Genomic DNA, 23,886 nt, shown 5'->3' on the forward strand with positions numbered 1-23,886 from the left:
TACTGTCCATCATAACTAAGGATTGACGCAAATTAATGATCTTATTAACATGTTCATTGGCAACAGGACATTGGACTTGGCAGGACATGCAAGTAGTACAAGCCCAGATCTCCTCTTCGGTAACAATATCACCGATCAGTGACTTTTGTAGAATCTCAGCAGCTTGCGGGTCCTTTTCGGCGATCTCAGCTAAAGCTTCGGCATTTTCGTCGCCGGTGGAGGTTAATCCGTTAGCCCTCAGAATTGCTCCTTTTTCCATAAGATGTTCTTTTAATTGGTGACTTAACAAATGTTTAGGATTGAGAGGTTTACCGGAAATATTGGCAGGGCAGTTGGCCATACAGCGACCGCATTCGCCGCAGGCAAAACAATCTAACAGTTGTTTCCAAGTAAAGCTTTCTATTCTGGCAACGCCCAACTCTGTCAGTTCTTCATCTTCAAGATCAATCTTCTCAATTTGAGCACCAAGGGGCTTTAAGGATGATAAATAAACATTAGGATGAACAGCTAATAGGTGCATGTGTTTGGAATTCGGAATATAAACCAGAAAACTAAAGACGACAACCATATGAATCCACCAAAATGATGTTTGAATACCGACCAATGTATCAGGACTGAGTCCTTTAAAGAGGGAGGCGAAGGTATGATACATAATTGCAAGAGCGTAAGCGCTTTTTGGCTCGAGAGCAACTTTAGCGCCGCTGGAAATCCATTCAGTCACTATGACTCCGATAACTAGTAAAACAATAATTGCTGCTTCTTTAGAACGATAGAGTTGAGCTGGCTTAAAGATCCATCGTCTAATAGAACTAATGATTAAGCCGATGGTCACTAACAACGTTAAGATATCTTTAAGCATATAAAAATACGGGTTTGTACCTAGAAGGGGAAAAGAATAGGCAGGGAAAATCCCTTCAAATATTAATGGTAATTCGCCTAAACAAATAAAAATAAATCCCCAGAAAATGAAAAAATGAATAAATCCATAAGGTTCACTGATAATTTTACTTTGACCTAAGACTAAGGATACAAAATTCATAAAACGTTTTTGAGGGTTTTCGAATCTTTCTTCCTTTACTTTAGCCCCTAAAGACAAAATACTTATCTTTTTCTTTAGGGCAGTACTAAAAGCTGCGACTGCAACGGCAGCCATGATTAAGAAAACTATTAGCCAACTTAAACGCATTTAACTCCCTCCAATTTAAATAAACTCTCAGCATTGCCGAGGATTAGGAAACTACAACACTTAAAAACTTGTGCAGCCCTATGACTAGGATCTGGTGTCAAACTTCCACTATGCTCCTGTCCTATCCACTCCTTTAAATAATAATATTTAGAAAAGTCCAACAAGTGAAATAATTCACTTTTATTGTGAATCTTTACACTTAAAGCATAAAAAATAACCTCGAAACGTTTAGCAATTATTCAGTAATTTCATTTAAGAAATTACTAATAATACACCTGCGTTTTCTTTATAGTCAAAGACTATCATTGAGGTCGTATTATGTCAACATGCTCAATATTAATTTAATATATGGATGCTAAATGTCGAATTATACTACTATATGCCATTGAATAAACGTTTTAGAGTACTTTAAGCAAATATTTTTCTTGTAAGAATGGAGTTGAAGAGTTTGGAGGCAATTTATGCTTAAATTCAATAAATAAAATTTTCTTAATCCATAATAAATACCTATATCACCATTAAGATTGGACTTGCATCATAATTAAGTTGTATTGGCAGTTTTATTCAATTGCAATAATTTAATGATTTACAAGGAGACATCGCAATGGGTGAACAAAAAAGTTCCCAATCAATAAAGTTACCTTTTTTATAGATCGTTCATAATTTATGTTAGGAGAGGAGTAAGATTATGAGCGACAATTATTCGACGTTTCCTCCAGACCAAATTATTCAAAAAACATTTGCGCCCTCATTTGATAAACCTTTGGCAATGTCGAATGCTTTTGAACCATTGGCAAGTGTTGTTAATTCTTCAAAAGAACCCTTGAATTTTGGAATCTCTATTTTTTCTCCAGTTAGTTCCTTGCCGGGAAGTCCTTCTCTCTTTTTCCTTCAACCATTATTAACTGGAAAAGTATTTGCATCACTTGGTATTCTAATTGCTGCTCAGCTCTTTCTATTTTTAGCTAATCGTTTGTTCGGACTAGAATTAAGCACAATTAAACCTGGTACTGTTATCTCTCCAGAGCAAACTGTTCGAATGTCAACCGGCGATTTGCAAGATTTCCTGGCATCTGTGTCCAGCAACTCTATTCAGTCTTCAGTGGCTCAGCCTTTAAATAGTCAACCAATGAACTTACAAGGGGATGTAACTTCCGGGACTTTAGAAACGCCTGAAGCCCCAGTTGTTTTCGCTTTGACAGTTTGGGGGGATTTTGTAACCAACCCTTATGGCCCTACTGTTTTTCTGATATTGCCGATTGTAACCTTTCCAGGATTACGCGGAGCGTTACCGATGCTTATTTTAGAATTACTAGCAACAATTTTTGTCAGGGCTGTGGTACCTCCCCAAACTACGGGAGCCAAGCCTTTGCCAGAATCCTCTTCCACTAAGCCAACTCTTTTGCAATTTACTCCGGAGAGTTTAGTAAACTTATTAAACCGTTTTAGTAAACATTTTTAGTTTTGTATTTATAACCATTTAAAGTATAATGTATTAGTTGCTGGATTTATCTTTTCTTTTGGAAAGGGTTTATCTATAATAATAAATAGATTCATAAACGTTTAGGATTTTAAACGGATTGATTATTCCTTATTGAATATAGTAAACCTTCCACGATTTTATTAACGGAGCGTAGATTATATATGAATGTAGCTTTTTTTCTTATACCTAAGAAGGATATAGTCTATTTAAAAGAAAATGCGACAATGCGCCAAGCTTTGGAAAGGATGGAGTATCATAGTTATTCGGCGGTCCCTCTTATCAATAATGATGGAAAATATATCGGAACCATCACCGAAGGAGATTTGCTTTGGAAGCTAAAAAACACTCCTGGTTTAACCTTTCATAATACGGAAGACATTTATTTAAGTGACGTGGAACAACATGTGCAAAATTTGCCTGTAACTATTGATGCCCAAATAGAGGATTTGATTTCTCGGGCAGTCGTACAAAATTTTGTTCCTGTTGTTGATGACCAACAAACGTTCATTGGAATTGTGAGGCGACGCGAGATGATCGAATATTGCTCTCAGTTATTGCTCCAACGAAAGGTGGAGTAACCGGTTAGCAAATAGTATTTAATACGTATTCATACGGCATATCTGAGCAAGGCCACGGTTATCGTGGCTTTTTGTTTCAAATTATTCCCATGACATTGTCTCTTTAGGCATTGAACTTCGATGAAAAATGCAAATTTTTATAGGATGAGTACGGTAGAGAAAAGTGTTTGCAATCTGAAAGACAGATTTTTCAATCACAAATTGAGATGCTAAACTTAGTATATAAACTAACTTTGCAACTGAGTTTAGGTATTCAAATAACATATAAATATAAGGAGGTTTTGGCAAACCAGAGTTACGGAATTGATATTAACGGAAATAACACAAAGAAATAACTTTAAAATACTTAAAATCTGAATGTTAGACATATAATAATAAGGCAATTTTAGAGGGAGAGGGGGCTGGAAAATGCCAACGCGTCAAAAATTCGATCAAGATCTGGAAGATTTGCGCCTAAACATCCTTGATCTAGGGAAAATGGTGGATGAACGAATTGGCTTAGCGGTAAAGTCTTTAATTGATCAAGACTTAGATTTAGCCAATACTATAATAACCGGCGATTCCGTAGTTAATGATCTGCAAGCAATTATTGAAGAAAACTGTATTCGTTTGATTGCGACCCAACAACCGTTTGCCCGTGATTTGCGTAAAGTTGTAGCAGGTTTAAAAATTTCTATATATCTGGAAAGAATGGGCGATTTGTCTGTTGATCTGGCAAAGTTAACCCACAGAATAGGTCAAGAATCATTGATCAAGCCGTTAATAGATATTCCTCGAATGAGCGATACGGTAAAAGAAATGCTTGAACTTGGCCTTAAAGCCTATGTCCAAGAAGACTGCGACGCTGCAGCTTCTATGGCTATAATGGATGATGATGTGGATAAAATATATTCTCGAGTTTTTGATGAGTTAAAAGTTATTATGATGACAAAACCTCATCAGGTTCAGCAAGCTAATTACCTGCTTTTTGCCTGCAGGTTTTTAGAACGACTGGGGGATTATTGTACTAATGTCTCAGAGGAAATTATCTATCTCTGTTCCGGAAAACGAGTTAATTTGAATGATTAACATCCAAGAGTAGAACAAGGGAGAACAAATAATAACAAATCGAAGAAAATTTTAGGGGTTGTTGCAAAATGCATAAACGCCCCTCATTATACAAAACCCTGCATAAATAGTGGTTCAAATCCACTTATATGCAGGGTTTTATCCAGTTTTTAAGACCCCCACATCTATAAGTGGGGGTGGGTCTTTCGTTAACTTCAGGTGGGGTAGAGTCCTCCTTCGCAGCTAAGTATTCTTATTGGGAAAGGCGGCTCGGCCATAATGGCCACTGGACATTATTGTATCTGAAGACCCGATGTTCAGCTTTAGCTGAACGAGTTTACTTATAAAGAAAAGACGGATAGATATTCATTATGCTACGGCCCCTAGGAATTCATAATTCTTGAGGAAGTTCTGAGATTCTAAGATAAATTATTGAAATATTAATGGGAGATTGTGATTAAAACCACATCAACAAACACATTAATCTGTTAAACTATCAGCAGATCGGGTAAAGATAAACTTGAACACTTACTTTTCTCTGGAGGAAAACTTCATGCAGCAAAATGTGCAGCAGAATGGGTTTCAGCTGGAACATTGCCGTCCGAATTGCCCAAAATCTGCTTGTAATTGGCAAAATCTTTATGAAACAATGGTTAACAAACTAAATGGCATAAATCTTCTCCAAGAACTTTCTCAAAAAATAAATCCTATTCACTATCATCATATGCCGAAAATTAGTATAGCTGGATGCCCCAATGGGTGCTCACAACCAGATATAAAGGATTTTGGCATATCCGGGTATGTTGTTCCCCAAATTACGCAAAAACAGTGTGCAGAGTGTAATGCTTGTGTCAGTGCATGCTTAGAGAAGGCAATACAAAGGATTAACCGGGAAATTATTATTAATTGGTCAAGCTGTATTTCGTGCGGAGATTGCCTAAGAATTTGTCCGACGGGTACTCTGTCCGTCGGTCAACAGGGATGGACCATACGTTATGGCGGGCGGGTTGGACGTCACCCACAATTTGCTAAGTTGGCCGGTCAGGTCAAAAACGATGAAGAGGTAGTGTCTTGGATTTCCGAAGCATTGCAGCAATACATCGCTCAGGGACATCAGCAAGAGCGCCTAACCCATTTTTTGGAATCTATTGATCTTACTCTGAAGAAGAATGAGAACGCGCAGAGCGGTCATGTATCCACTGGCTTAATTTCTGAGGATCAGAAACTGTGACGTTTTTTTTCTCAATTTCTATTAAATTCGAATCCTTTAATTCACTCAAAATACGACTGACGGATTCTCTGGCCAAACTGCACATTCCGGCAAGTTCCGTGGCTGATAAAGGGATCGTAATCAATACTCCTTTGGGGGTCTGCTGGCCATGAACATGGGCCAGGGCATAGAGTTTGGCACCTAAACGTAAGCGAGCATCACCGATGGATAAATTTCTGATTTGTCTGTAGGAACGACGCAAATCCAATGCTAACATTTTATAAAACCCCCAAAGAGAAGAAGGGTTCCTTTCAATGAAGTGTATTAGAGTATCACGATTTAAAGCTAAAACTTCAGTTTCTTCCATCGAAAGTGCGGCATGAGGATATGGCCTTCCGTCTAAAACGATTTCGGGAAAGAAAACCGGGGGGCTCAAAACGCGAATGATTTTTTCATTGAATTCTCCCATTAAATATAACCTGATTCTTCCGGATAAAAGAAAATATAGGGTGTTTCCTTCATCACCGGGAAAATAAAGATATTGTTTTGGGCCATAAAGCCGCGTACGTCCATGGGTTAGGCAAAAATCGATGATGTCATCAGGCATGGCAGCAAAGGGTGTATCTGTTAATAGTTCTTTTATTTGCGTTTCGTTTAACACGTCATACCTCCTCTTAGGAATTAATCTAAAATAATAGTTTCGCTATTTATAGTTTCATTATAGCCTAAAAAGGATCATAAGTTATAGCCTTAAGAGAATCATAATATAGAATAGAATTTCATATAATAATCAATTATTTAAGCACATAGATGATAATTTTGATGTTCGGATAAGTTTCAGTTTCTAGGAAAAACTATATAGGGTCATAATTTTTGCTAAAAGGGAGGATGAATATGGGTACGCACAAAAAAGTCTCACGTCCCAAATCTCCTGTTACCAAATCTGATCCCCACTATACCGAATATGATACTCAAAAAGAACGAAATATTCAAAGATCAATACCCAATAACAGTTAACAAGATTGAGGAGTGTGTAGATGCACTCCTCAATCTTGTTTTAGGGGACTAATTTGATCATTAAACATTTGAAAATCAGCCTCTTTCTGAGATAGGCTTCATACCATGGCAGAAGGATTTCCCTTGATCTTTGTCGAATAAGATTGATTATACAGAAATTTCAGGGGGGTTCTCAACTATGCTGGAGGAACAGCCTGGCACAATTCCAATAGAAAAAATACTCGATAATACAAGCAATGCTATAATTGCCATTAATTTAGGAGGGCAAATAATATATGCCAATAGGGCTGTCTATAATATTTTACAAACTCCGGATCGAGACCTTGTTGGGCAATCGATTACAACATATTTCCCTGGAACAGGGTTGTTGAGAGTATTTGAAAAGGGAATCGCTGAGTTGGGTCAGCAGCTGACCATGAATAATAAGGTTTTATTAAGTAATCGCACTCCTATTTACATCCATGGTGAATTGGTAGGCGCTGTTGCAGTTTTTCAAGATATTACAGTCCTCCAAAATCTAATTGACAACATGGTAATTGAACATGAAAAAACGAAACAACTTCAGCGGACTCTTGAGGTCGTTCTAAATACTGCTTACGATGGCTTAATTGTTGTGAATGAAAAGGGAACTGTAACAATGACAAATCAAGCTTTCGCCAATTTCTTTAATAAATCTCCTGAGGAAATGATTGGAAAGCATATTCAAGATATTTATGAAAATCCAAAATTCACAGACGTATTGGTAACAGGGCAACCTGTTCATGGATATATTCATGATTTAAATGGCCATGAAATTATAGCCAGCAGGATTCCTATTACGCAAGAGGGTAAAATAGTCGGCGCTTTGGGAAAAGTTGTATTTAAAGATGTGAACGAACTTTATGCTTTAACCAAAAAGGTGAATTCTTTACGCTCGGAACTTGATTACTATAAGAAAACTATTTTAGAAAAGAATTTCTCTGCCTTGGAGCTTCTAAAGGGGAAAAACCCCCGCATGGTTTCCTTAGTTCAAATAGCACTTAGAGTTGCTAAATCCGAGTCGACCGTACTTTTAAGAGGCGAAAGCGGTACTGGAAAAGAATTGTTTGCCCAATTGCTTCATATGGAAAGTCTAAACAAAGATGGCCCTTTTATAAAAGTTAATTGTGCGGCTGTGCCAGGGAATCTTCTTGAATCGGAATTGTTTGGGTATGAGGAAGGGGCTTTTACGGGTGCCCGCAAAGGAGGCAAAATCGGAAAATTTGAACTGGCTGATGGCGGTACCCTGTTCTTGGATGAGATCGGAGATATGGAAATGGCTATGCAGGTAAAATTGCTGCGTGTTCTTCAAGAACGTGAAATTGAACGTCTGGGCAGCAATAAGCCTCGAAAAATACATGTTCGACTCATAGCAGCAACGAATCGCGATCTGGAAACAATGATCAGAGAAAAACAATTTCGTGAAGACTTATATTATCGCTTAAATGTGGTAACGTTAACGATTCCTCCCCTTAGAGACAGGATCGAAGATTTAGATGCTCTGATTGATACGTTTATAAAGAAGTTTAATTTGCAGTTTGCTCAATCCGTTACAAGTATTTCTGAAGAAACAAGAAATGTCTTCTTAAATTATCGCTGGCCTGGGAATGTCCGAGAACTTGAGAACATTATTGAGAGGGCCTTTAATATGCTTGATGGCTCGGAGGTTCAATTAAAACATTTGCCAAATTATCTGCAGATCTTGGCGGGCAATGAAACTCGCCATTTTTCGGGTGGATCACTGGAGAGCATCTTAGATGCCGTTGAAAAAGAAGCCTTAATTTATGCTTTAGATGCTGCAAACGGGAATAAAGTACAAGCCGCTAAAAGTCTAGGACTATCGCGAGCAGGATTGTACAAAAAATTAATTAAACATGATCTTCATAAATAATTTGAATCGACAAAATATTTTCCCTATTAATGTCGCATTTTAGACTTAATGATCTGAATATTTAAAACAAATGTGTAAACAAACGTAGACATGTCTATCATCGTAAACATCATTGATTATTTCGTAATAAATCATAAAAGGGTCGCTAGGTTTTGAGAATGTGTCAACAAAAGTTTACAGTTAAAATTGCAGCTAAGGATTATTATTTTATTGCTAACAATTGGAAGGCTTGTCAGCATTGAGGTTCAAGATTCTGAATCTATTGAATAGTAAAATGGCACAGAAATTGCAATAAGATTCATGCGATTCGGAATCACCCATTTCTGCGGGATCGTAAAAATTTTAATAGAAAAAAGGAGGAGCATGTGTGAAAACTATCATGGTTATTGGGGCAGGACAAATGGGTGGCGGGATCGCCCAAGTTGCAGCTCAAGCAGGTTATTCAGTTATTCTAAATGACATTAAGGAAGAATTTGTAAGTCGCGGTCTTGGAATCATTGAGAAAAACTTAAATCGATCTGTTGAAAAAGGTAAGCTAATGGCGGAAGAAAAAGATGGGATTTTGAGCCGAATCACAAAATCGACGTCTTTACAAGACGCAGCTTCAGCAGATTTGGTTATTGAAGCTGCAGTAGAAAATATGGCTATTAAGGTACAAATATTTTCTCAGCTTGATGTTATTTGCCCTGAACATACGATTCTTGCGACAAATACTTCATCTCTCCCCATCACTGAAGTCGCCGCCTGCACCAAGCGTCCAGAGAAAGTGATAGGGATGCACTTCATGAATCCTGTTCCGGTAATGAAACTTGTCGAGGTTATTCGTGGTTTAGCAACTAGTAATGAGGTTTATAGCACTATCGAAGACCTTAGTATAAAAATGGGTAAAACGCCGGTAGAGGTCAATGATGCTCCTGGATTTGTTGCTAACCGTATTTTGATTCCCATGCTCAATGAAGCTATTTTTACACTTAATGAAGGGATTGCAACGGTTGAAGCCATTGATAACGTTATGAAGCTGGGAATGAACCACCCTATGGGTCCTTTGGCATTAGCTGATTTGATTGGTTTGGATACTGTCTTGTCAATCATGGAAGTTCTTCATGAAGGACTTGGAGATAAATACCGTCCATGCCCATTACTCCGCAAATATGTCAAAGCAGGTTGGCTGGGACGGAAGACTGGCCGGGGCTTCTACCAATATGAGTCGTAATCATAAGGCCGTCTAACGGGCTAATACAAGTCTTGAGGGATATCTGCTCTTTATGAGTAGGAATATTTTTCGATTTGTAACAACGAGGAGGTCAAAGCGTGGAGTACACAAATCTTTTACTTCAACATCAAGGTAATATTGCCGTTCTAACGATCAATCGACCAAAAGCTTTAAATGCCTTAAACAGCGACACCTTGTCGGAACTGTCCGCCGCACTTGACGAACTGGGGAGAGATTCCAGCGTCAAGGTAGTTATTGTCACAGGCAGCGGTGAAAAGGCATTTATCGCCGGAGCGGATATTTCGCAAATGAAAGACTTTTCTCCTTTAGAAGGCCGTCGTTTTGCTCAGTTGGGTCATGCAACGTTTCGCAAACTTGAACTTTTGCCTCAACCGGTAATTGCCGCTGTTAATGGTTTTGCCTTGGGTGGAGGATGTGAATTAGCGATGGCCTGCGACATCCGTATCGCCAGTGAAAATGCTAAATTTGGGCAACCGGAAGTAACTTTAGGACTTACTGCCGGATTCGGAGGTACTCAACGATTGCCGCGTCTGGTGGGTACAGGACTTGCTAGTGAATTATTGTTTACGGGCGATATTATTGATGCTCAGGAAGCTTACCGTATAGGACTTGTCAATAAAGTTTATCCTTTAGAGTCTCTTAGGGAAGAAGCGCAGAAACTTGCCCAACGGATTGCCGGACGGGCCCCTGTGGCCGTTCAGTTAACAAAGAGCGCCATTCAAAGAGGAATTAATTTAGATTTAGACAGTGCCCAAGCTTATGAAGCAGAAGTTTTCGGTTTAACCATGAGTACTTCGGACCAAACAGAGGGTTGTACAGCATTTGTGGAAAAACGAAAACCAAACTTTGAAGGACGTTAATCATTAAAAAATTTGGAGGTTGAAGATTATGAATTTCGATTTAACTGAAGACCACGTTATGATGCGGAAAATGGTACGTGATTTTGCGGAAAAGGAATGCGCACCGGGGGCTGAACATCGTGATGAAACTGAAGAATTCTCCGTTGAAATTTGGAAAAAAGCAGGGGAACTCGGCCTTGCCGGTATCACTTTCCCTGAAGAGTACGGCGGTGTTGGTGCCGACTATATTTCCTATGCCATCGCTGTTGAGGAGCTTTCCCGGGTTGATGCCTCAGTAGGTGTTACGATTTCTGCCCACTCCAGTCTTTGTGCCAACCCCATTTATAAATTTGGTACAGAAGCCCAAAAGAAAAAATATCTTGTACCATTGGCTACAGGCGAAAAACTTGGTGCCTTTGGTTTAACTGAACCCATGGCCGGTTCCGATGCTTCGGGAACAAGAACGACAGCAGTACGTCAAGGTGACGAATATATCATAAATGGTAGCAAAATCTTTATTACTAATGGCTATTATGCCGATACTTATGTTGTCACTGCTCAAATGGATAAGAGCAAAGGAAATCGCGGAATTGCTGCTTTTATTCTTGAAAAGGGAATGCCGGGTTTCTCTTTTGGTAAAAAAGAGAAGAAGATGGGAATCCGTTCTTCAGCAACCTATGAGCTAGTGTTTGAAGATGTTCATGTACCTGCTGAAAATCTCCTGGGTGAAGAAGGCCAAGGATTTAAAATTGCGATGCAGACCCTTGATTTCGGTCGAATCGGAATTGCTTCCCAAGCTTTAGGAATTGCTCAAGGAGCTTATGAACAATGCATGAAGTATGTTAAAGAACGTGTACAATTCGGCAAACCCATTTCAGAATTCCAAAACACCCAATTTAAACTTGCTGATATGGCAACACAAATTGAAGCTGCTCGCTTGCTCGTTTATAAAGCCTGCAAAATGGCGGATGCCCATGTTTCGGTTTCCAAGCTATCAGCAATGGCTAAAATGTTTGCTTCCGAAACTGCAATGGCTGTGACCACCATGGGAGTTCAACTCCACGGTGGATATGGTTATACACGCGAGTATCCCGCTGAGCGTATGATGCGCGATGCCAAAATTACGGAAATTTATGAAGGAACCAATGAGATTCAACGTGTAGTTATTAGCAGCCATATCCTTAAAGGATAATATACTAGTCCTTCAATATTCGAATATTGTTGTAGGAGATGACTAAATGAAAGACGTTGTTATCGTTAGCGCAGTTCGAACACCAGTGGGTTCTTTTGGCGGCGCTTTAGGACAAATTCCTGCCGCTGAACTTGGGGCGATCGTTATTAAAGAGGCCATCAAGAGGGCTGGAATCACCCCTGATCAAGTTGACGAAGTCATTTTAGGCAACGTTCTGCAAGGCGGATTAGGACAAAATCCTGCTCGCCAAGCCGCAATGAAAGCCGGAATTCCCCAGGAAGTTCCTTCATGGACTCTTAATAAAGTTTGTGGTTCGGGTATAAAATCAGTCGTTTGTGCAGCTCAAGCAATTATTGCCGGAGACGCAGATACAGTTATTGCTGGCGGAATGGAGAGCATGTCACTGGCCCCTTATGTTCTTCCAAAAGCACGAACAGGTTATCGAATGGGAAATGCAAATGTCGTAGATCTTATGATTAATGATGGTTTAACAGATGCATTTCATAATATTCATATGGGAATTACGGCCGAAAATATAGCTGAGCAATTTGATATTTCACGCGAAGAACAGGATCGTTATTCTGTATCGAGTCAAAACCGAGCGGAAGAGGCAATCAAAGCTGGGAAGTTTAATGAAGAGATTGTACCCGTAAGTATTCCTCAGCGTAAGGGAGACCCGGTTGTATTTTCCCAGGATGAATTTCCTCGCTTCGGAGCAACTTATGAGTCTGTAGCTAAATTACGCGGCGCCTTTAAAAAGGAAGGGACTGTAACCGCTGGAAACGCATCAGGCATCAATGATGGTGCAGCAGCAGTTGTTGTTATGTCCAAGGAGAAGGCCTTAGAACTGGGACTAACACCCATAGCAACCATTAAATCTTGGGGTTCGGCTGGGGTAGACCCGCGCATAATGGGCACAGGTCCGATTCCTGCGACTCGGAAAGCCCTAGAAAAGTGCGGCTTGAAGATAGAGGATATTGACCTCGTTGAGGCCAACGAGGCTTTTGCATCTCAAACTTTAGAGGTAGCAAAAGAATTAAACCTCAATATGGATAACACCAATGTCAATGGTGGAGCTATAGCCTTGGGGCATCCTGTGGGAGCTTCGGGGACAAGAATTTTAGTGACTTTACTTCATGAAATGAAACGCAGAAATTCAAAACGCGGTCTGGCGACCCTTTGTATCGGCGGCGGTCAAGGGATTGCTTTAATTGTAGAACGTTAGGCACAATTACGTTAGGAAATTTTAACGCCAGAGGTTACCACAACTAATCAAATTATATAAAACGGCTTGTTAACAACTTACCAATGTTACAAGCCGTTTTATCCAGTTTTTAAGATCCCCGCTTCTTGTAAGTGTGGGTGGGTCCTTCGTTAACTTCAGATGGGTTAGAGTCCCCATCTGAAGCCCCGATGTTCTGCTTTAGCTGAACGAGTTCACTTCCTTATTTGATTGGAAACTTGTAAATAAAAACTTGCAAACAATAGTTTGCAAGTTTTTATTGTGTTTAGGGAACCCTAATCATACAAACAAAAAAATGTGTAAACAAACATTTTATCTAGCAGGATTTTGTTCATTTGCACAGAATTATTGTTAATATGTTAATGTGGTATATCTAACAATGAACGTTGGAGCATTAAGAGGAGGTAAAAACAAATGAGTTTACGAGTGGCTATTAATGGGTTCGGTCGGATCGGCAGATTAACACTTCGTGCTGCCCTCAAACAACAATCACTGCCTTTTGAGGTAGTCGCTATCAATGACCTGGGAAGTCCGGCTTTATTAGCCCATTTATTTAAGTATGACTCTAATCATGGGATTATTCCTAATTCAGTGGACCTTGATGGAAATACTATGATTATTGATGGAAAACGCATTGAAATTTTAGCTGAAAGAAATCCTTTAGATTTGCCATGGGCAAAGCTCGGTGTTGATATTGTCATTGAATCAACAGGACGTTTTACAAAACGAGATGCTGCGGCTCAACATCTTACTGCAGGGGCTAAAAAAGTAGTTATCTCCGCGCCAGCAAAAAATGAAGACATAACAATCGTTTTAGGTGTTAATGAGGAAAAATACGATCCTCAAAATCATCATATTATCTCTAATGCATCATGCACCACTAACTGTCTTGCCCCGGTAGCTAAAGTGTTATACAATGCTTTTGGAATCGAGCAAGGAATGATGACAACCACTCACTCAGTAACCAATGATCAGAGGATTTTAGATTTAGAACATTCCGATTGGCGCAGATCGAGAGCAGCCTATCAATCCATGATTCCAACAACAACGGGAGCAGCAAAAGCAGTAACTCTTGTTCTTCCTGAATTGGAAGGTAAAATGAATGGGCTTGCTGTTCGTGTACCAACCCCTAATGTTTCTTTAGTAGATTTTGTCGCTAATTTAAGCAAGCCAACAACGAAAGAAGACGTTAATGCAGCTTTGCGTCAAGCCGCAAATAATGAGTTAAAGGGTATTCTTGATTACACAGACCTCCCCCTCGTCTCGCGTGATTTCAATGGAAACCCGGCAAGCTCGATTGTCGATGGCTTATCAACCATGATGATGGGGGATCGAATGGTCAAAGTGTTATCTTGGTATGACAATGAATGGGGCTATTCCAACCGTGTTGTCGATTTGGTTAAACTGATTGTTGCGAAAGGTCTGTAATCAGGAGGAATTAAATAATGCGAAGGACTAAAATTGTCTGCACGATAGGCCCGGCAAGTGAATCCAGAGAAAATGTTCAAGCCCTTTTAGCTGCGGGGATGGATGTAGCGCGATTGAATTTTTCCCATGGAACCCATGAGGAACATGGACGACGAATTGCGGTTTTAAAAGAAGAAGCAGCTAAAATCGGCAAGCATTTAGGAATTCTTCTCGATACAAAAGGTCCGGAAATTCGTACGGGAATGGTTCCGAGTGAGGGAATTAGACTAGAAAATGGCATGAGTTTTACACTTGATACGGATCTCAGCTTGGGGAATCAAGAACGGGTAGGTATTACTCATAAAACTTTGTGGCAAAGTGTTAATTCTGGGACCCATGTTTTAATAGATGATGGTCAACTTGATCTCGAGGTGAGTTCGGTTGAACAAGAAAAAATCCGGACCATCGTCCGTAACGGTGGGATTCTAAAATCTCAAAAAGGTGTTAATGTTCCCGGTATCCATGTCGATTTACCGGCAGTAACCGAAAAAGATATTGATGACATCCGCTTTGGCGTTTCGCAAGGAATTGATTTCATTGCGGCATCCTTCACCCAAAAGGCTGTGGATATTTTGGATGTGCGCAGAATTGTCGAAGAAATGGGTGCGGAAGTTCATATTATTGCTAAAATAGAAAGCCAAGAGGGCATCACGAATTTAGATTCAATCTTAGAAGTTGCAGATGGATTAATGGTTGCCCGTGGAGACTTAGGGGTTGAAATCCCCGTCGAGGAAGTTCCTATTTGTCAAAAAGAAATGATCTCTAAATGTAACCTCATGGGGAAACCGGTAATCGTAGCTACCCAAATGCTGGACTCAATGATTCGGCAGCCTCGGCCAACGCGTGCAGAGGCCAGTGATGTTGCTAATGCTATTTGGGACGGAACTGATGCCATTATGTTATCGGGTGAAACAGCCGCAGGGCAATTTCCGATCCAGGCTGTGCAGATGATGGATAAGATTGCGCGCCGCACAGAAAAGACATTTTTGGAAAGTCAAGCTAAGCGCCATCCACAGTTAAATGTTGCTGAAGCAATAAGTTATGCAACGTATAATATTGCCAAGGATCTTGATGCCGCAGCTATTCTGACGCCAACCCATTCAGGCTTGACGGCGAAAATGATTTCAAAATATCGTCCTAAAGCTTTGATCGTTGCGGCTGCACCATTTTCTGCTACCGCAAGAAAGCTGTCACTCCAATGGGGGGTTCAACCTCTTGTAGTCCCTGAAAGTTCGGGAACAGACCAAATGCTGTCTGTAGCCGTGAATAGTGCCCTAGCCATGAATTATATTTCCTCGGGGGACGTTGTGGTCATTACTGCGGGTGTACCAATCGGTAAAGTTGGTTCTACCAATATGATTAAGGTCCAGATTATTGGGAACATTCTTTCTAAAGGGACCGGTATCGGGCGAAAATCATATACTGGTTTGGCGCAAAAGATTAACAATCCTACTCAGGATAACTTCAATCAAGGAGACATTTTGATTGCCGAAAGTACTGATGCCAGCTTCGTTCCACTGATTGCTCGTGCAGGCGCACTTGTAGTTAGAGAAGGTGGATTAACTTCCCATGCGGCCATTGCAGCGTTGCAGTATGGGATACCTGCAATTGTTGGCGCAGGAGAGGCCTTTTCAAAAGTAACGAATGGGCAGTTGGTGACCGTTGATGCACTTACAGGTATCTTATACGAAGGTTCAATGAGCATTCTTTAAACAACTTTACAAACAGAGAGGAGGGAGATCGTGAGTTCTGAAAGGCAGGATGAAATTCAGTGGTTACTCCAAGAGCATGGCAATTTAACTGTCACCGAATTGGCGAAGCGGTTTAATGTTTCGGAAATGACAATTCGGCGAGACCTTAAAAACCTGGCCGCTCTGGGTCTGATTCAGCGCGAACATGGACGAGCGATCTATCCTCCAGTTCTACCAACGGAAATTTTGATGATGAGTATGGGAGAAGCGGAGCGTGAGAAGGCTAGGATCGGACATTTAGCCGCAACTCTAATTGCCGAAGGGGATTCGGTGATATTGGATGCAGGAACTACAACGCTGGGTGTAGCTCAAGCTTTAACGACTAAATGCACTGTGATAACTAATTCAATACCCATTGCAGGTGTTTTAGGAAACCGAAATGAGATTACCGTTTTACTAACTGGAGGGGAAGTTCAGGGTAAAAACTTTGCTCTTGTTGGACCAATGACACGATCTGTCCTGAAAGGCTTTAATGCCGATAAATTATTTTTGGGAGCAACGGGTGTTGCCATTGAACGTGGTTTATCAACTGCTAATATGCTTGAATCAGAAGTTAAACAAGAAATGCTTAAAGTGGCGAAAGAGGTCATTCTTGTCGCGCACAGTGCAAAGATTGGCCAGATCTATTTTCATACGTTTGCGCGCTGGGACAGTATTCAGACGTTAGTAACTGATTCCGGTCTAGAGGAAGCTACTAGGGATAAATTAATTTCTATGGGAGTTAAGGTCCTTCTTGCCTAACTCACCTCATCATAGTTGCAGTTTTTTAATTATAGTCAGTGGCTTAATCCTTTAGTGAACACAAAAAATTCCGCACTAACATTAAGTTGGTGCGGAATTTTCAAAGCTAGTGATTTTCTACAAGTAGGAGTGGTTGGTCAGCTTAGCTGAACGAGTTCACTTCGGAAGATTCAAAGAGTCTTTTTCATTAATATGTCGCTTAAAACTAGATAGGTCGTGAGCAAAATTACCGGTATTGGTCATTTGGTCATCAATAGTATCTTTATCCATCGTACTTTGTGAACGGGAATTTAAGACATCAATCATTCCTGCGTTTTGTAATTCAGTTGCAATTTCGAAGAGAGAATCTCGTTTGTCTAAGGGTAATTGATTGACAAAACGATTTATTTTTACAGGGGGGACGAGATTGCGGATTTTAACGCCCCCAAATTTCAGAATTCGCTCCGGCAAAAGGATCCTCCTCCTTTTTAAAACGTTTGAACACAATTAGTATTTGCCAAACGATTTAAAAAATACGCTGAAAAGGTATTTTTAGTTTTTTGTCGAACAAACTAATCAAACAAACTAATTTGGAGAAATTAAAAAACATGCTGCGTTCCTATAATGAACAAACAGCACGTTGACTAGCCTTCAGAAGAGCATTAAAATAATCAACCGAATTTGTTATTCGGTTATTATTATTGGAGGGTTTCATTATCAACAAACTTGACTTTGCTTAAAGTCTCTTTAACTTGGCCCCGGATAAACGACAAATATTCTTGCCGAAGGACTTCTTGTTCCGCCTTTTCCCAATCTTCCAGGCCTTCGGACCTTTGCTTTTTGGAGAGTTCATTAATTCGTTGAATCAAGATGTTAATTGGTGTGCTCAAAAAAAGTTCCCCTTCCATTCGGAATACTGACATCATAATAGTTTATTATAACATGTTGAATACAATAATGACAGATTCATAACTGAGTTAACAATTCAGTTGTTCACCAAACTATGTTTACCTAATAACTAGGAAGGTGAAAAATGTAGAAGAAATTAAATTGCTTGAACATGTTTAAGGAGGTGTAGAAATGGGATTATCAGGCAAAAGTCGACTGCGAGTTCGTTACGCTGAAACGGACCAAATGGGAATTGTCTATCATGCAAACTATCTTATATGGTTTGAGGTTGGTCGTTCCGAATTTTTTCGGGATTTAAACCTCCCTTATACAAAGTTTGAGGAGCAAGGATTTTCGTTAGCAGTAATAGAGGCCAATTGTCGATACCGAAAACCTGCTCATTATGATGATGAACTGGAAATAATTACGACCATTGAGAAAATCACATCGCGTTCTGTAACGTTTTTATATGAGATATATCGGGATAATACGCTTCTAGCCCAAGGAAAAACAGCCCATCTTTTTATTAATAAAGAGGGCCGGCATACGGATATTCGAAATACCGAATTATGGACTCAGATTCAATTGCTTGTTAAGAAAAACTGACGTGACATTATGACATTTCAGATCACAGGCGAACCTTGTTTTCTGTTTTGTATTATGGTATTATGTATACATAATCCATAATACAATTGAGAGAAGGGGATTCTATGTTTCTTGTAACATGGATTGAAGGCGAAGAAGTAAACTATCGGTTGGTTAAGAAGCAGGATCTTCCACAATTGATGGCCATTATTGGGCAACACGCAATTATTCAAAATTTGGCATCGTAGTATGTAAGTCCGCGGATCAGATATAACCCACTGATATATTATTATAGACTTAAGTGTCCATTGCTTATAAGCATGGACATTTATTTTTTTAAGCGTGCAGGGATAATATTGTCCCACATCGAATTATAATAATGGTATCGTCTTCGTTAGGGAGGTAATATTATGCCCTTCAAAATTCTTGTCGATAGTGCCTCGGATATCCCTTTAGACCGCGCAATTGCAGCCGGTATCGAGACGGTTCCCATGCCGGTTACTATAGATGGCAATACTTATCTTGAAGGAGTTAATCTTAACACTCAGGATTTTTATTCTGAATATCACCGCTACAAAGAATTGCCGAAAACTTCTCAGCCTAATCCCAATACTCTCTTGGAGCATTATGAACGATGGTTATCTGAGGGCTGCGATGTGGTGGCGATTCATCTTTCATCAGGCCTCAGTTCTACCTTTGCTACCGCTCAAATCATTGCCGAAACAACATCGGCTCCTGAGCGAGTTCATATAATAGATAGCCTGGGAGCTTCCTTTGGCTATGGTTTATTGGCCATTTCTGCTCAACAAGTTTTGGCCTCAGCAACAAGCTGGAAGGATGCGGAGGCGGAGATCCTTGATATTCGAGCTAAGATGCGATATATTTTTACATTAGATACCCTGGAGTATTTGGTTAAAGGGGGTAGAGTGAGTAAGACTGCTGGATTCCTGGGTAGCTTACTCGATGTCAAACCAGTTTTACACATGACCTCGGAAGGGAAAATTGAGCCCTTTGCAAAAGTTCGTTCCAGGCGAGCAGCAATCCGTAAGTTGGCTGAGGTGCTAGAAGAGGAAATTGATCATCCGGAAGAACAAATCATCGGTATTTCTCACTCTGCATGTTATGAAGAAGCATTGATTCTTGCACGAGAAATCCGGGAGCGCGTCGCAGTAAAAGATATTTGGATCAGTGATATTGGCTGTGTTGTCGGCAGTCATACAGGGCCGGGCACTCTCGCACTTTTTTATCAGCGTAAAGTATAGCAAGAATAGGAGGCTTCTCTTCCTTGAAATTTATAATGGTTATAATACTGGCGGTATCGATGATGATAAGCAATATACCGGTTACTTATGCTTCGGACAAGCCTTCGAACAATCAATCGTTACCCCAGGTACAAGGCGAGGGTGCTTATTTGATCGATGTTCAATCTGGGCAGACACTGTTTTCTAAAAATCCTGACGAGCAGCTGGCCCCTGCCAGTACTACAAAAATCATGACCGGACTATTAGCAATCGAACGGGGAAATTTAAATGATATTGTGACAGCCTCCTCAACGTTACTCAATAGTAAACTTGTTTATGGAACCCAGATTTACTTACAGCCTGGCGAAAAAATGTCACTTCAGGACTTGCTTTACGCGATGTTCTTAAACTCTGCGAATGATGCAGCAGTAACCGTAGCTGAATATATAGGCGGAAACGTCAGTGATTTTGTCGATCTTATGAACCAAAGAGCTCTTGAGATCGGGGCTACTCGGACGCATTTTGTCAATCCCAGCGGGTTAACTGCAGATGGGCATGTCACTACAGCTCACGATTTGGCTTTAATTGCTCGGGTTGCTTATCAAAACCCAGTATTTGCTCAATATGTGCGTACCAAATCTCATGTTATTTCCAGAGCAAAACCGGATGTTCCAACCCAAATGATGAATGAAAACAAATTGTTATGGCGAGATTCCGATGTCGATGGAATAAAAACAGGTTATACGGCGGCAGCGGAAAACTGTCTTGTAGCCTCGATGACAAGAAATGGCCGTCAATTAATTGGCGTGATTCTTAAATCACCTGGCCGTGAAATTTATACAGATATGCAGGCAATGCTCGATTATGGTTTTAGTCAATATTCTGATCAGGTTTATAAACCTGTGGGCTCGGTGCTGGGCTCAGTAACGGTTAACAATGAAAAGGTTGATTTAAAGCTGGAACGGCCAATTTATTTAACACAAGGGGTCAATGGTCAAGCCTCTCCAGTGTTAAGTTTGAAAATATTGTCTCCTACGAAGGTCCTAAACTCAGTTGAGGAAGGTCAGGAGGTTACTCAAGTACAGGTTTATGATGGTGACACCCTCTTAGACACGCTTCCTCTTAATGCTTCGAAGACTGTTCTGCCTCCAAAAGCTCAAGAGGATCCAAAACCTAATGGCCTGCCTTGGCCTTTAGGTATTATGGGCCTAGGAGTATTTTTGCTGTTTCTCTATCGCTATAAACTCCTGGCGAAACGCCAGGAGCGCAAACGAATTTTGCTTGCTAGAAGAAGGGAGTCTAGTTAGTGAACCGTGTAACCAAGTCATTTTTAATTCGAAGTTTGAAGTTTATTGCTTTTTGGTTAGTCATTGGTATTTTGATTTACTTAGTAGGGCGCTTTAGTTATCTATTTTTGCCTTTTATTTTGGCATTTATCATGACTGCAGCCATAAGCCCGCTTAAGAATTTTCTTATTAGAAAAGTCCGTCTTCCCCAAGTTCCAGCGGTACTGACAGCTATGATCGTTGAAATTGGGGGAGTAGGCGTCTTAATTACCCTTTTGGTTCTCCGGCTGATTCGAGAAATTCAAGAAATTTATATTCATTGGCCATTCTATAATCGGTTATTACAACACTTTATAACGCATTGGCTTACGAAATTTGAAGTGTATTATCTAAATATTCCGGGTTCTGAGGATAGTATAAATAATACTGTTAAAGAATTTGTAAGCAGAGTGCCTAACGTTCTATCAAATGTTTTGACATTTGCTGCCAAGATTCCCGAATTTATCATTATCATAGTCATTGCTTTGGTGGCGACATTTTTTATGTCCAAGGGGAGCAAACGCTATCTAAGTGACTTCGTGAATATATTTCCTCTAGAATGGCGTGAAGAACTACGAGAATTAGGCTATGACTTTTCGCGTGCTTTTGCGGGATTTGTACGGGCAGAATTTATTGTTTTTTTGGTTACTCTCTTTTTATCCATTGTTGGCTTGTTGATTATTCATACTAAATTTGCCATCGTTTTAGGAACTATTACAGGGATCTTTGGTATACTTCCTGTGTTAGGGGTTGGAATCATTTTAGCTCCTTGGGCCCTCATTGCTTTCCTCGGCGGGCATAACTTGTTGGCGCTGGAACTTGTTCTTCTCACGATTATAATTACTATTGTCAGACACGTTATCGAACCTAAAATTTTGGGAGATAATGTGGGACTCGATCCCCTTTTTGTTCTTATTAGCATGTATATCGGTTTAGCTTCAACGGGACTTGTCGGCTTGATTTTAGGACCGTTTATTCTTATTGCCTATCATGCACTAAGTAAGGCGGGCGTTTTTCGCAATCTTTAATTTCGCTGAATCGATTTAGAATAATGAGGTACAGTAATTAGCCATTTAGGAGTTGAATCACTTGAGTAAGGAAAAGAATGTAGTCACTTTAACATATGGCTGTCAAATGTCAGAAAGGGATGCTGAGACTCTGACAGAAATTACACGACAAGAAGGATATAGTAGAACGAATGACCTTGAAAATGCTGACTTAATTATCGTCAATACTTGCTGTGTCAGAGAAAGCGCTGAAAATAAAATTTTAGGCAAAATCGGTGATCTCAAAAAACTGAAAGAAAATAATCCAAACTTAAAAATTGCGATCAGCGGTTGCATGGTTCAACAACCAGGTGCCTTAGAACGCCTGCAAAAACGTGCTCCACACGTAGATATCTGGATGGGTACTCACAACTTGCATGAATTTTCCCAGCTGCTGCACCGTTCTGACACCGGAGCAAAAGTCGCTGAAATTTGGCAGGAGCCTCATGAAACGAAAGAATCAACACCTCTGGCAGAAAAAGGAAAGCTTCAAGCCAATGTGAATATCATGTACGGTTGTGATAATTTTTGTTCGTATTGTATTGTTCCCCATGTTCGGGGGAGAGAGAGGAGCCGCAAGCCAGAGGATATTGTTCAAGAAATTAAGAATCTGGTGGCTAATGGCTGTAAAGAAGTTACTTTACTAGGGCAAAACGTAAATTCCTATGGAAAAGATTTCGTGCCTCCCTATGATTTCGCAGATTTGCTGCAGGAAGTGGATCAAATACCTGAGCTTTTGCGTATTCGTTTTATTACATCTCACCCCAAAGACTTGTCGGATAAATTAATTCAGGCAATCGCTAAGGGAAATAAATTATGCGAACATGTTCATCTGCCGCTTCAATCGGGCAGTAATTCTATTCTAGCTTGTATGAATCGGCAATATACTCGGGAATACTATATGAGTATCGTCGAAAAAATTCGCGAGCTTCTTCCTCAGGCGACATTGACAACTGATATCATTGTTGGCTTTCCTGGCGAAACTGAGGAAGACTTCGAACAAACCCTTGCAATGATTAATTCAGTACATTACAGTCAGGCTTTTACCTTTATGTATTCCAAACGGTCAGGCACACCGGCGGCGAGCATGGAAGATCAGATCCCTTTGCAGGTCAAAAAGCAGCGTCTGCAAAAATTGATGAGCTTGCAAAACGAAGAAAGTTATCAACTAAGACAAAGAATGATTGGGAAATGTTATGAGGTTTTGGTTGAAGGACCAAGTAAGAACAATCCTAATCGCCTGACTGGCCGGACGCGTGGAAATATTCTCGTTGTTTTTGATGGCCCCCAGGAAATTATCGGTTCCTTAGTATCTCTACGAATTCTGGAGGCTGGGTCATGGACCCTCGTAGGCGAACTCGTGGAATCAAAGTGATGTTAAACACTTTTTAGCTGCCTAGATTGAGTTAAGCAGGAATTAAGTTGTTTGATGTAGAATGTAACGATAATGGAGGTGTGTATAAGTGACGAATGAAATAATTGAGAAGGCTCAGATTCTAGCAGATGCAATTGCTCGAAGTCCGGAGCTTGCTGAATTGCATAGCAAAGAAGATGCTATGACTGCTGATGAGTCCGCCCAAAAACTGATTGCTGAGTTACAGAAAGCTCAGGAACGTTTTATGGAGATGCAGCAAAACAATCAAGAGCTTTCTGAAGAGGATAAAAAAGCGGTTGATGAAATTGAATCTCGGGTAGAGGCTAATCCTGCTATTTCCGAATATATGAAGGCACAGGATGAGTTTACGCAAATGTTGGACAGTGTAAATGCCATCTTGGCAGGCGCTATTGCTAACTCTTCGGATAGTTGTTCCTGTGGAGACAGCAGCTGTTCCAGTTCTGGATGCGGAGGCTGCAGTTGCGGCTAATCCTCAAGAGGAAGACTGAAATTAACTAAGGGAAGAGCTAATCTATAGCTCTTCCCTTTT

The 23,886-nt window shown here is 40.2% G+C and carries 24 protein-coding genes; 20 read left to right on the top strand and 4 right to left on the bottom strand.

Features of this window, described 5'->3' with window-relative positions; all coding sequences use genetic code 11:
* The coding region (locus ACPUYX_RS16285; RefSeq protein WP_426380692.1) for a 4Fe-4S dicluster domain-containing protein at positions 1-1,186 on the bottom strand (1,186 nt) is incomplete at its 3' end.
* Between the two features lie 688 nt (positions 1,187-1,874).
* Here ACPUYX_RS16285 and ACPUYX_RS16290 point away from each other — a divergent pair.
* From ACPUYX_RS16290 to ACPUYX_RS16305, 4 genes are all read left to right on the top strand, one after another.
* On the top strand, positions 1,875-2,648 hold the full coding sequence (locus ACPUYX_RS16290; RefSeq protein WP_426380693.1) for a hypothetical protein: 774 nt from the start codon (positions 1,875-1,877) through the stop codon (positions 2,646-2,648).
* Positions 2,649-2,830: 182 nt separating this feature from the next.
* Positions 2,831-3,247 (top strand): CBS domain-containing protein, encoded by a 417-nt coding sequence (locus ACPUYX_RS16295; RefSeq protein ID WP_426380694.1) that lies wholly within the window; start codon positions 2,831-2,833, stop codon positions 3,245-3,247.
* 408 nt (positions 3,248-3,655) lie between these two features.
* Entirely contained in the window at positions 3,656-4,315 is a 660-nt protein-coding gene (phoU, locus tag ACPUYX_RS16300; protein ID WP_426380695.1) for a phosphate signaling complex protein PhoU, read from the top strand.
* 532 nt (positions 4,316-4,847) lie between these two features.
* Positions 4,848-5,525 (top strand): 4Fe-4S dicluster domain-containing protein, encoded by a 678-nt coding sequence (locus ACPUYX_RS16305; protein WP_426380696.1) that lies wholly within the window; start codon positions 4,848-4,850, stop codon positions 5,523-5,525.
* Here the strand turns inward: ACPUYX_RS16305 and ACPUYX_RS16310 are convergent.
* Positions 5,449-6,165, bottom strand: coding sequence for a Crp/Fnr family transcriptional regulator (locus ACPUYX_RS16310; protein WP_426380697.1), 717 nt, complete (start codon positions 6,163-6,165; stop codon positions 5,449-5,451). The two genes, ACPUYX_RS16305 and ACPUYX_RS16310, sit on opposite strands and share 77 nt — an antisense overlap.
* 233 nt (positions 6,166-6,398) lie before the next feature.
* Here ACPUYX_RS16310 and ACPUYX_RS16315 point away from each other — a divergent pair, with 233 nt between their 5' ends.
* The 9 genes from ACPUYX_RS16315 (at position 6,399) to ACPUYX_RS16355 (ending at position 16,897) form a co-directional block, all read left to right on the top strand.
* Positions 6,399-6,521, top strand: a complete 123-nt coding sequence (locus ACPUYX_RS16315) for a hypothetical protein (protein WP_426380698.1) — start codon at positions 6,399-6,401, stop codon at positions 6,519-6,521.
* A gap of 178 nt (positions 6,522-6,699) precedes the next feature.
* Positions 6,700-8,430, top strand: a complete 1,731-nt coding sequence (locus tag ACPUYX_RS16320; RefSeq protein WP_426380699.1) for a sigma 54-interacting transcriptional regulator — start codon at positions 6,700-6,702, stop codon at positions 8,428-8,430.
* Positions 8,431-8,797: 367 nt separating this feature from the next.
* The gene (locus tag ACPUYX_RS16325) at positions 8,798-9,643 is read left to right on the top strand and encodes a 3-hydroxybutyryl-CoA dehydrogenase (RefSeq protein WP_426380700.1); all 846 of its coding nucleotides are present in this window, start codon (positions 8,798-8,800) and stop codon (positions 9,641-9,643) included.
* Between the two features lie 98 nt (positions 9,644-9,741).
* A complete protein-coding gene (locus ACPUYX_RS16330; RefSeq protein WP_426380701.1) occupies positions 9,742-10,524 on the top strand; it encodes a short-chain-enoyl-CoA hydratase in 783 nt (260 codons plus the stop codon).
* 28 nt (positions 10,525-10,552) lie between these two features.
* Positions 10,553-11,695 carry an acyl-CoA dehydrogenase gene (locus ACPUYX_RS16335; RefSeq protein WP_047808106.1) on the top strand — a complete coding sequence of 381 codons (1,143 nt, stop codon included), beginning with the start codon at positions 10,553-10,555 and terminating at the stop codon, positions 11,693-11,695.
* A gap of 46 nt (positions 11,696-11,741) precedes the next feature.
* Positions 11,742-12,920: an acetyl-CoA C-acetyltransferase gene (locus ACPUYX_RS16340; RefSeq protein ID WP_426380702.1), complete on the top strand. Its 1,179-nt coding sequence runs from the start codon at positions 11,742-11,744 to the stop codon at positions 12,918-12,920.
* Positions 12,921-13,352: 432 nt separating this feature from the next.
* Complete coding sequence (gene gap / locus ACPUYX_RS16345) at positions 13,353-14,366, top strand: type I glyceraldehyde-3-phosphate dehydrogenase (RefSeq protein WP_426380703.1); 1,014 nt, start codon at positions 13,353-13,355, stop codon at positions 14,364-14,366.
* 17 nt (positions 14,367-14,383) lie between these two features.
* On the top strand, positions 14,384-16,117 hold the full coding sequence (pyk, locus tag ACPUYX_RS16350; protein ID WP_426380704.1) for a pyruvate kinase: 1,734 nt from the start codon (positions 14,384-14,386) through the stop codon (positions 16,115-16,117).
* 30 nt (positions 16,118-16,147) lie between these two features.
* Positions 16,148-16,897 carry a DeoR/GlpR family DNA-binding transcription regulator gene (locus tag ACPUYX_RS16355; RefSeq protein WP_426380705.1) on the top strand — a complete coding sequence of 250 codons (750 nt, stop codon included), beginning with the start codon at positions 16,148-16,150 and terminating at the stop codon, positions 16,895-16,897.
* Between the two features lie 156 nt (positions 16,898-17,053).
* Here ACPUYX_RS16355 and ACPUYX_RS16360 read toward each other — a convergent pair whose 3' ends face one another.
* Both ACPUYX_RS16360 and ACPUYX_RS16365 read right to left on the bottom strand, forming a co-directional pair.
* Positions 17,054-17,347, bottom strand: a complete 294-nt coding sequence (locus tag ACPUYX_RS16360; RefSeq protein WP_088227680.1) for a hypothetical protein — start codon at positions 17,345-17,347, stop codon at positions 17,054-17,056.
* 227 nt (positions 17,348-17,574) lie between these two features.
* Complete coding sequence (locus ACPUYX_RS16365) at positions 17,575-17,766, bottom strand: DUF896 domain-containing protein (RefSeq protein WP_242976024.1); 192 nt, start codon at positions 17,764-17,766, stop codon at positions 17,575-17,577.
* A 190-nt stretch (positions 17,767-17,956) separates the two neighbouring features.
* On the opposite strand from ACPUYX_RS16365, the gene ACPUYX_RS16370 reads away from it, so the two are divergent.
* The 7 genes from ACPUYX_RS16370 to ACPUYX_RS16400 all read left to right on the top strand — a co-directional run bounded on the left by ACPUYX_RS16370 (position 17,957) and on the right by ACPUYX_RS16400 (position 23,826).
* On the top strand, positions 17,957-18,370 hold the full coding sequence (locus tag ACPUYX_RS16370) for an acyl-CoA thioesterase (RefSeq protein ID WP_426380706.1): 414 nt from the start codon (positions 17,957-17,959) through the stop codon (positions 18,368-18,370).
* Positions 18,371-18,474: 104 nt separating this feature from the next.
* Positions 18,475-18,597, top strand: a complete 123-nt coding sequence (locus ACPUYX_RS16375) for a hypothetical protein (protein ID WP_282432790.1) — start codon at positions 18,475-18,477, stop codon at positions 18,595-18,597.
* A 162-nt stretch (positions 18,598-18,759) separates the two neighbouring features.
* Complete coding sequence (locus ACPUYX_RS16380) at positions 18,760-19,611, top strand: DegV family protein (protein ID WP_426380707.1); 852 nt, start codon at positions 18,760-18,762, stop codon at positions 19,609-19,611.
* Between the two features lie 23 nt (positions 19,612-19,634).
* Positions 19,635-20,897 carry a serine hydrolase gene (locus tag ACPUYX_RS16385; RefSeq protein ID WP_426380708.1) on the top strand — a complete coding sequence of 421 codons (1,263 nt, stop codon included), beginning with the start codon at positions 19,635-19,637 and terminating at the stop codon, positions 20,895-20,897.
* Positions 20,897-21,943, top strand: a complete 1,047-nt coding sequence (gene ytvI / locus ACPUYX_RS16390) for a sporulation integral membrane protein YtvI (protein ID WP_426380709.1) — start codon at positions 20,897-20,899, stop codon at positions 21,941-21,943. Before ACPUYX_RS16385 ends, ytvI begins: the two co-directional genes overlap by 1 nt.
* A gap of 61 nt (positions 21,944-22,004) precedes the next feature.
* Positions 22,005-23,336 (top strand): tRNA (N6-isopentenyl adenosine(37)-C2)-methylthiotransferase MiaB, encoded by a 1,332-nt coding sequence (miaB, locus tag ACPUYX_RS16395; protein ID WP_426380710.1) that lies wholly within the window; start codon positions 22,005-22,007, stop codon positions 23,334-23,336.
* An 88-nt stretch (positions 23,337-23,424) separates the two neighbouring features.
* Complete coding sequence (locus tag ACPUYX_RS16400; protein WP_426380711.1) at positions 23,425-23,826, top strand: YlbF family regulator; 402 nt, start codon at positions 23,425-23,427, stop codon at positions 23,824-23,826.
* Positions 23,827-23,886 lie beyond the last annotated feature (60 nt).

Source organism: Desulfosporosinus sp. SYSU MS00001, assembly GCF_049943955.1.
In the GTDB taxonomy this organism is placed as follows: Bacteria; Bacillota; Desulfitobacteriia; order Desulfitobacteriales; family Desulfitobacteriaceae; genus Desulfosporosinus.

Bases quoted from the DNA above. Each gene is read 5' to 3' on its own strand.
- ACPUYX_RS16290 (WP_426380693.1), top strand. From the start codon at position 1,875: ATGAGCGACAATTATTCGACGTTTCCTCCAGACCAAATTATTCAAAAA.
- ACPUYX_RS16295 (WP_426380694.1), top strand. From the start codon at position 2,831: ATGAATGTAGCTTTTTTTCTTATACCTAAGAAGGATATAGTCTATTTA.
- phoU (WP_426380695.1), top strand. From the start codon at position 3,656: ATGCCAACGCGTCAAAAATTCGATCAAGATCTGGAAGATTTGCGCCTA.
- ACPUYX_RS16305 (WP_426380696.1), top strand. From the start codon at position 4,848: ATGCAGCAAAATGTGCAGCAGAATGGGTTTCAGCTGGAACATTGCCGT.
- ACPUYX_RS16315 (WP_426380698.1), top strand. From the start codon at position 6,399: ATGGGTACGCACAAAAAAGTCTCACGTCCCAAATCTCCTGTTACCAAA.
- ACPUYX_RS16320 (WP_426380699.1), top strand. From the start codon at position 6,700: ATGCTGGAGGAACAGCCTGGCACAATTCCAATAGAAAAAATACTCGAT.
- ACPUYX_RS16335 (WP_047808106.1), top strand. From the start codon at position 10,553: ATGAATTTCGATTTAACTGAAGACCACGTTATGATGCGGAAAATGGTA.
- ACPUYX_RS16340 (WP_426380702.1), top strand. From the start codon at position 11,742: ATGAAAGACGTTGTTATCGTTAGCGCAGTTCGAACACCAGTGGGTTCT.
- gap (WP_426380703.1), top strand. From the start codon at position 13,353: ATGAGTTTACGAGTGGCTATTAATGGGTTCGGTCGGATCGGCAGATTA.
- pyk (WP_426380704.1), top strand. From the start codon at position 14,384: ATGCGAAGGACTAAAATTGTCTGCACGATAGGCCCGGCAAGTGAATCC.
- ACPUYX_RS16370 (WP_426380706.1), top strand. From the start codon at position 17,957: ATGGGATTATCAGGCAAAAGTCGACTGCGAGTTCGTTACGCTGAAACG.
- ACPUYX_RS16375 (WP_282432790.1), top strand. From the start codon at position 18,475: ATGTTTCTTGTAACATGGATTGAAGGCGAAGAAGTAAACTATCGGTTG.
- ACPUYX_RS16380 (WP_426380707.1), top strand. From the start codon at position 18,760: ATGCCCTTCAAAATTCTTGTCGATAGTGCCTCGGATATCCCTTTAGAC.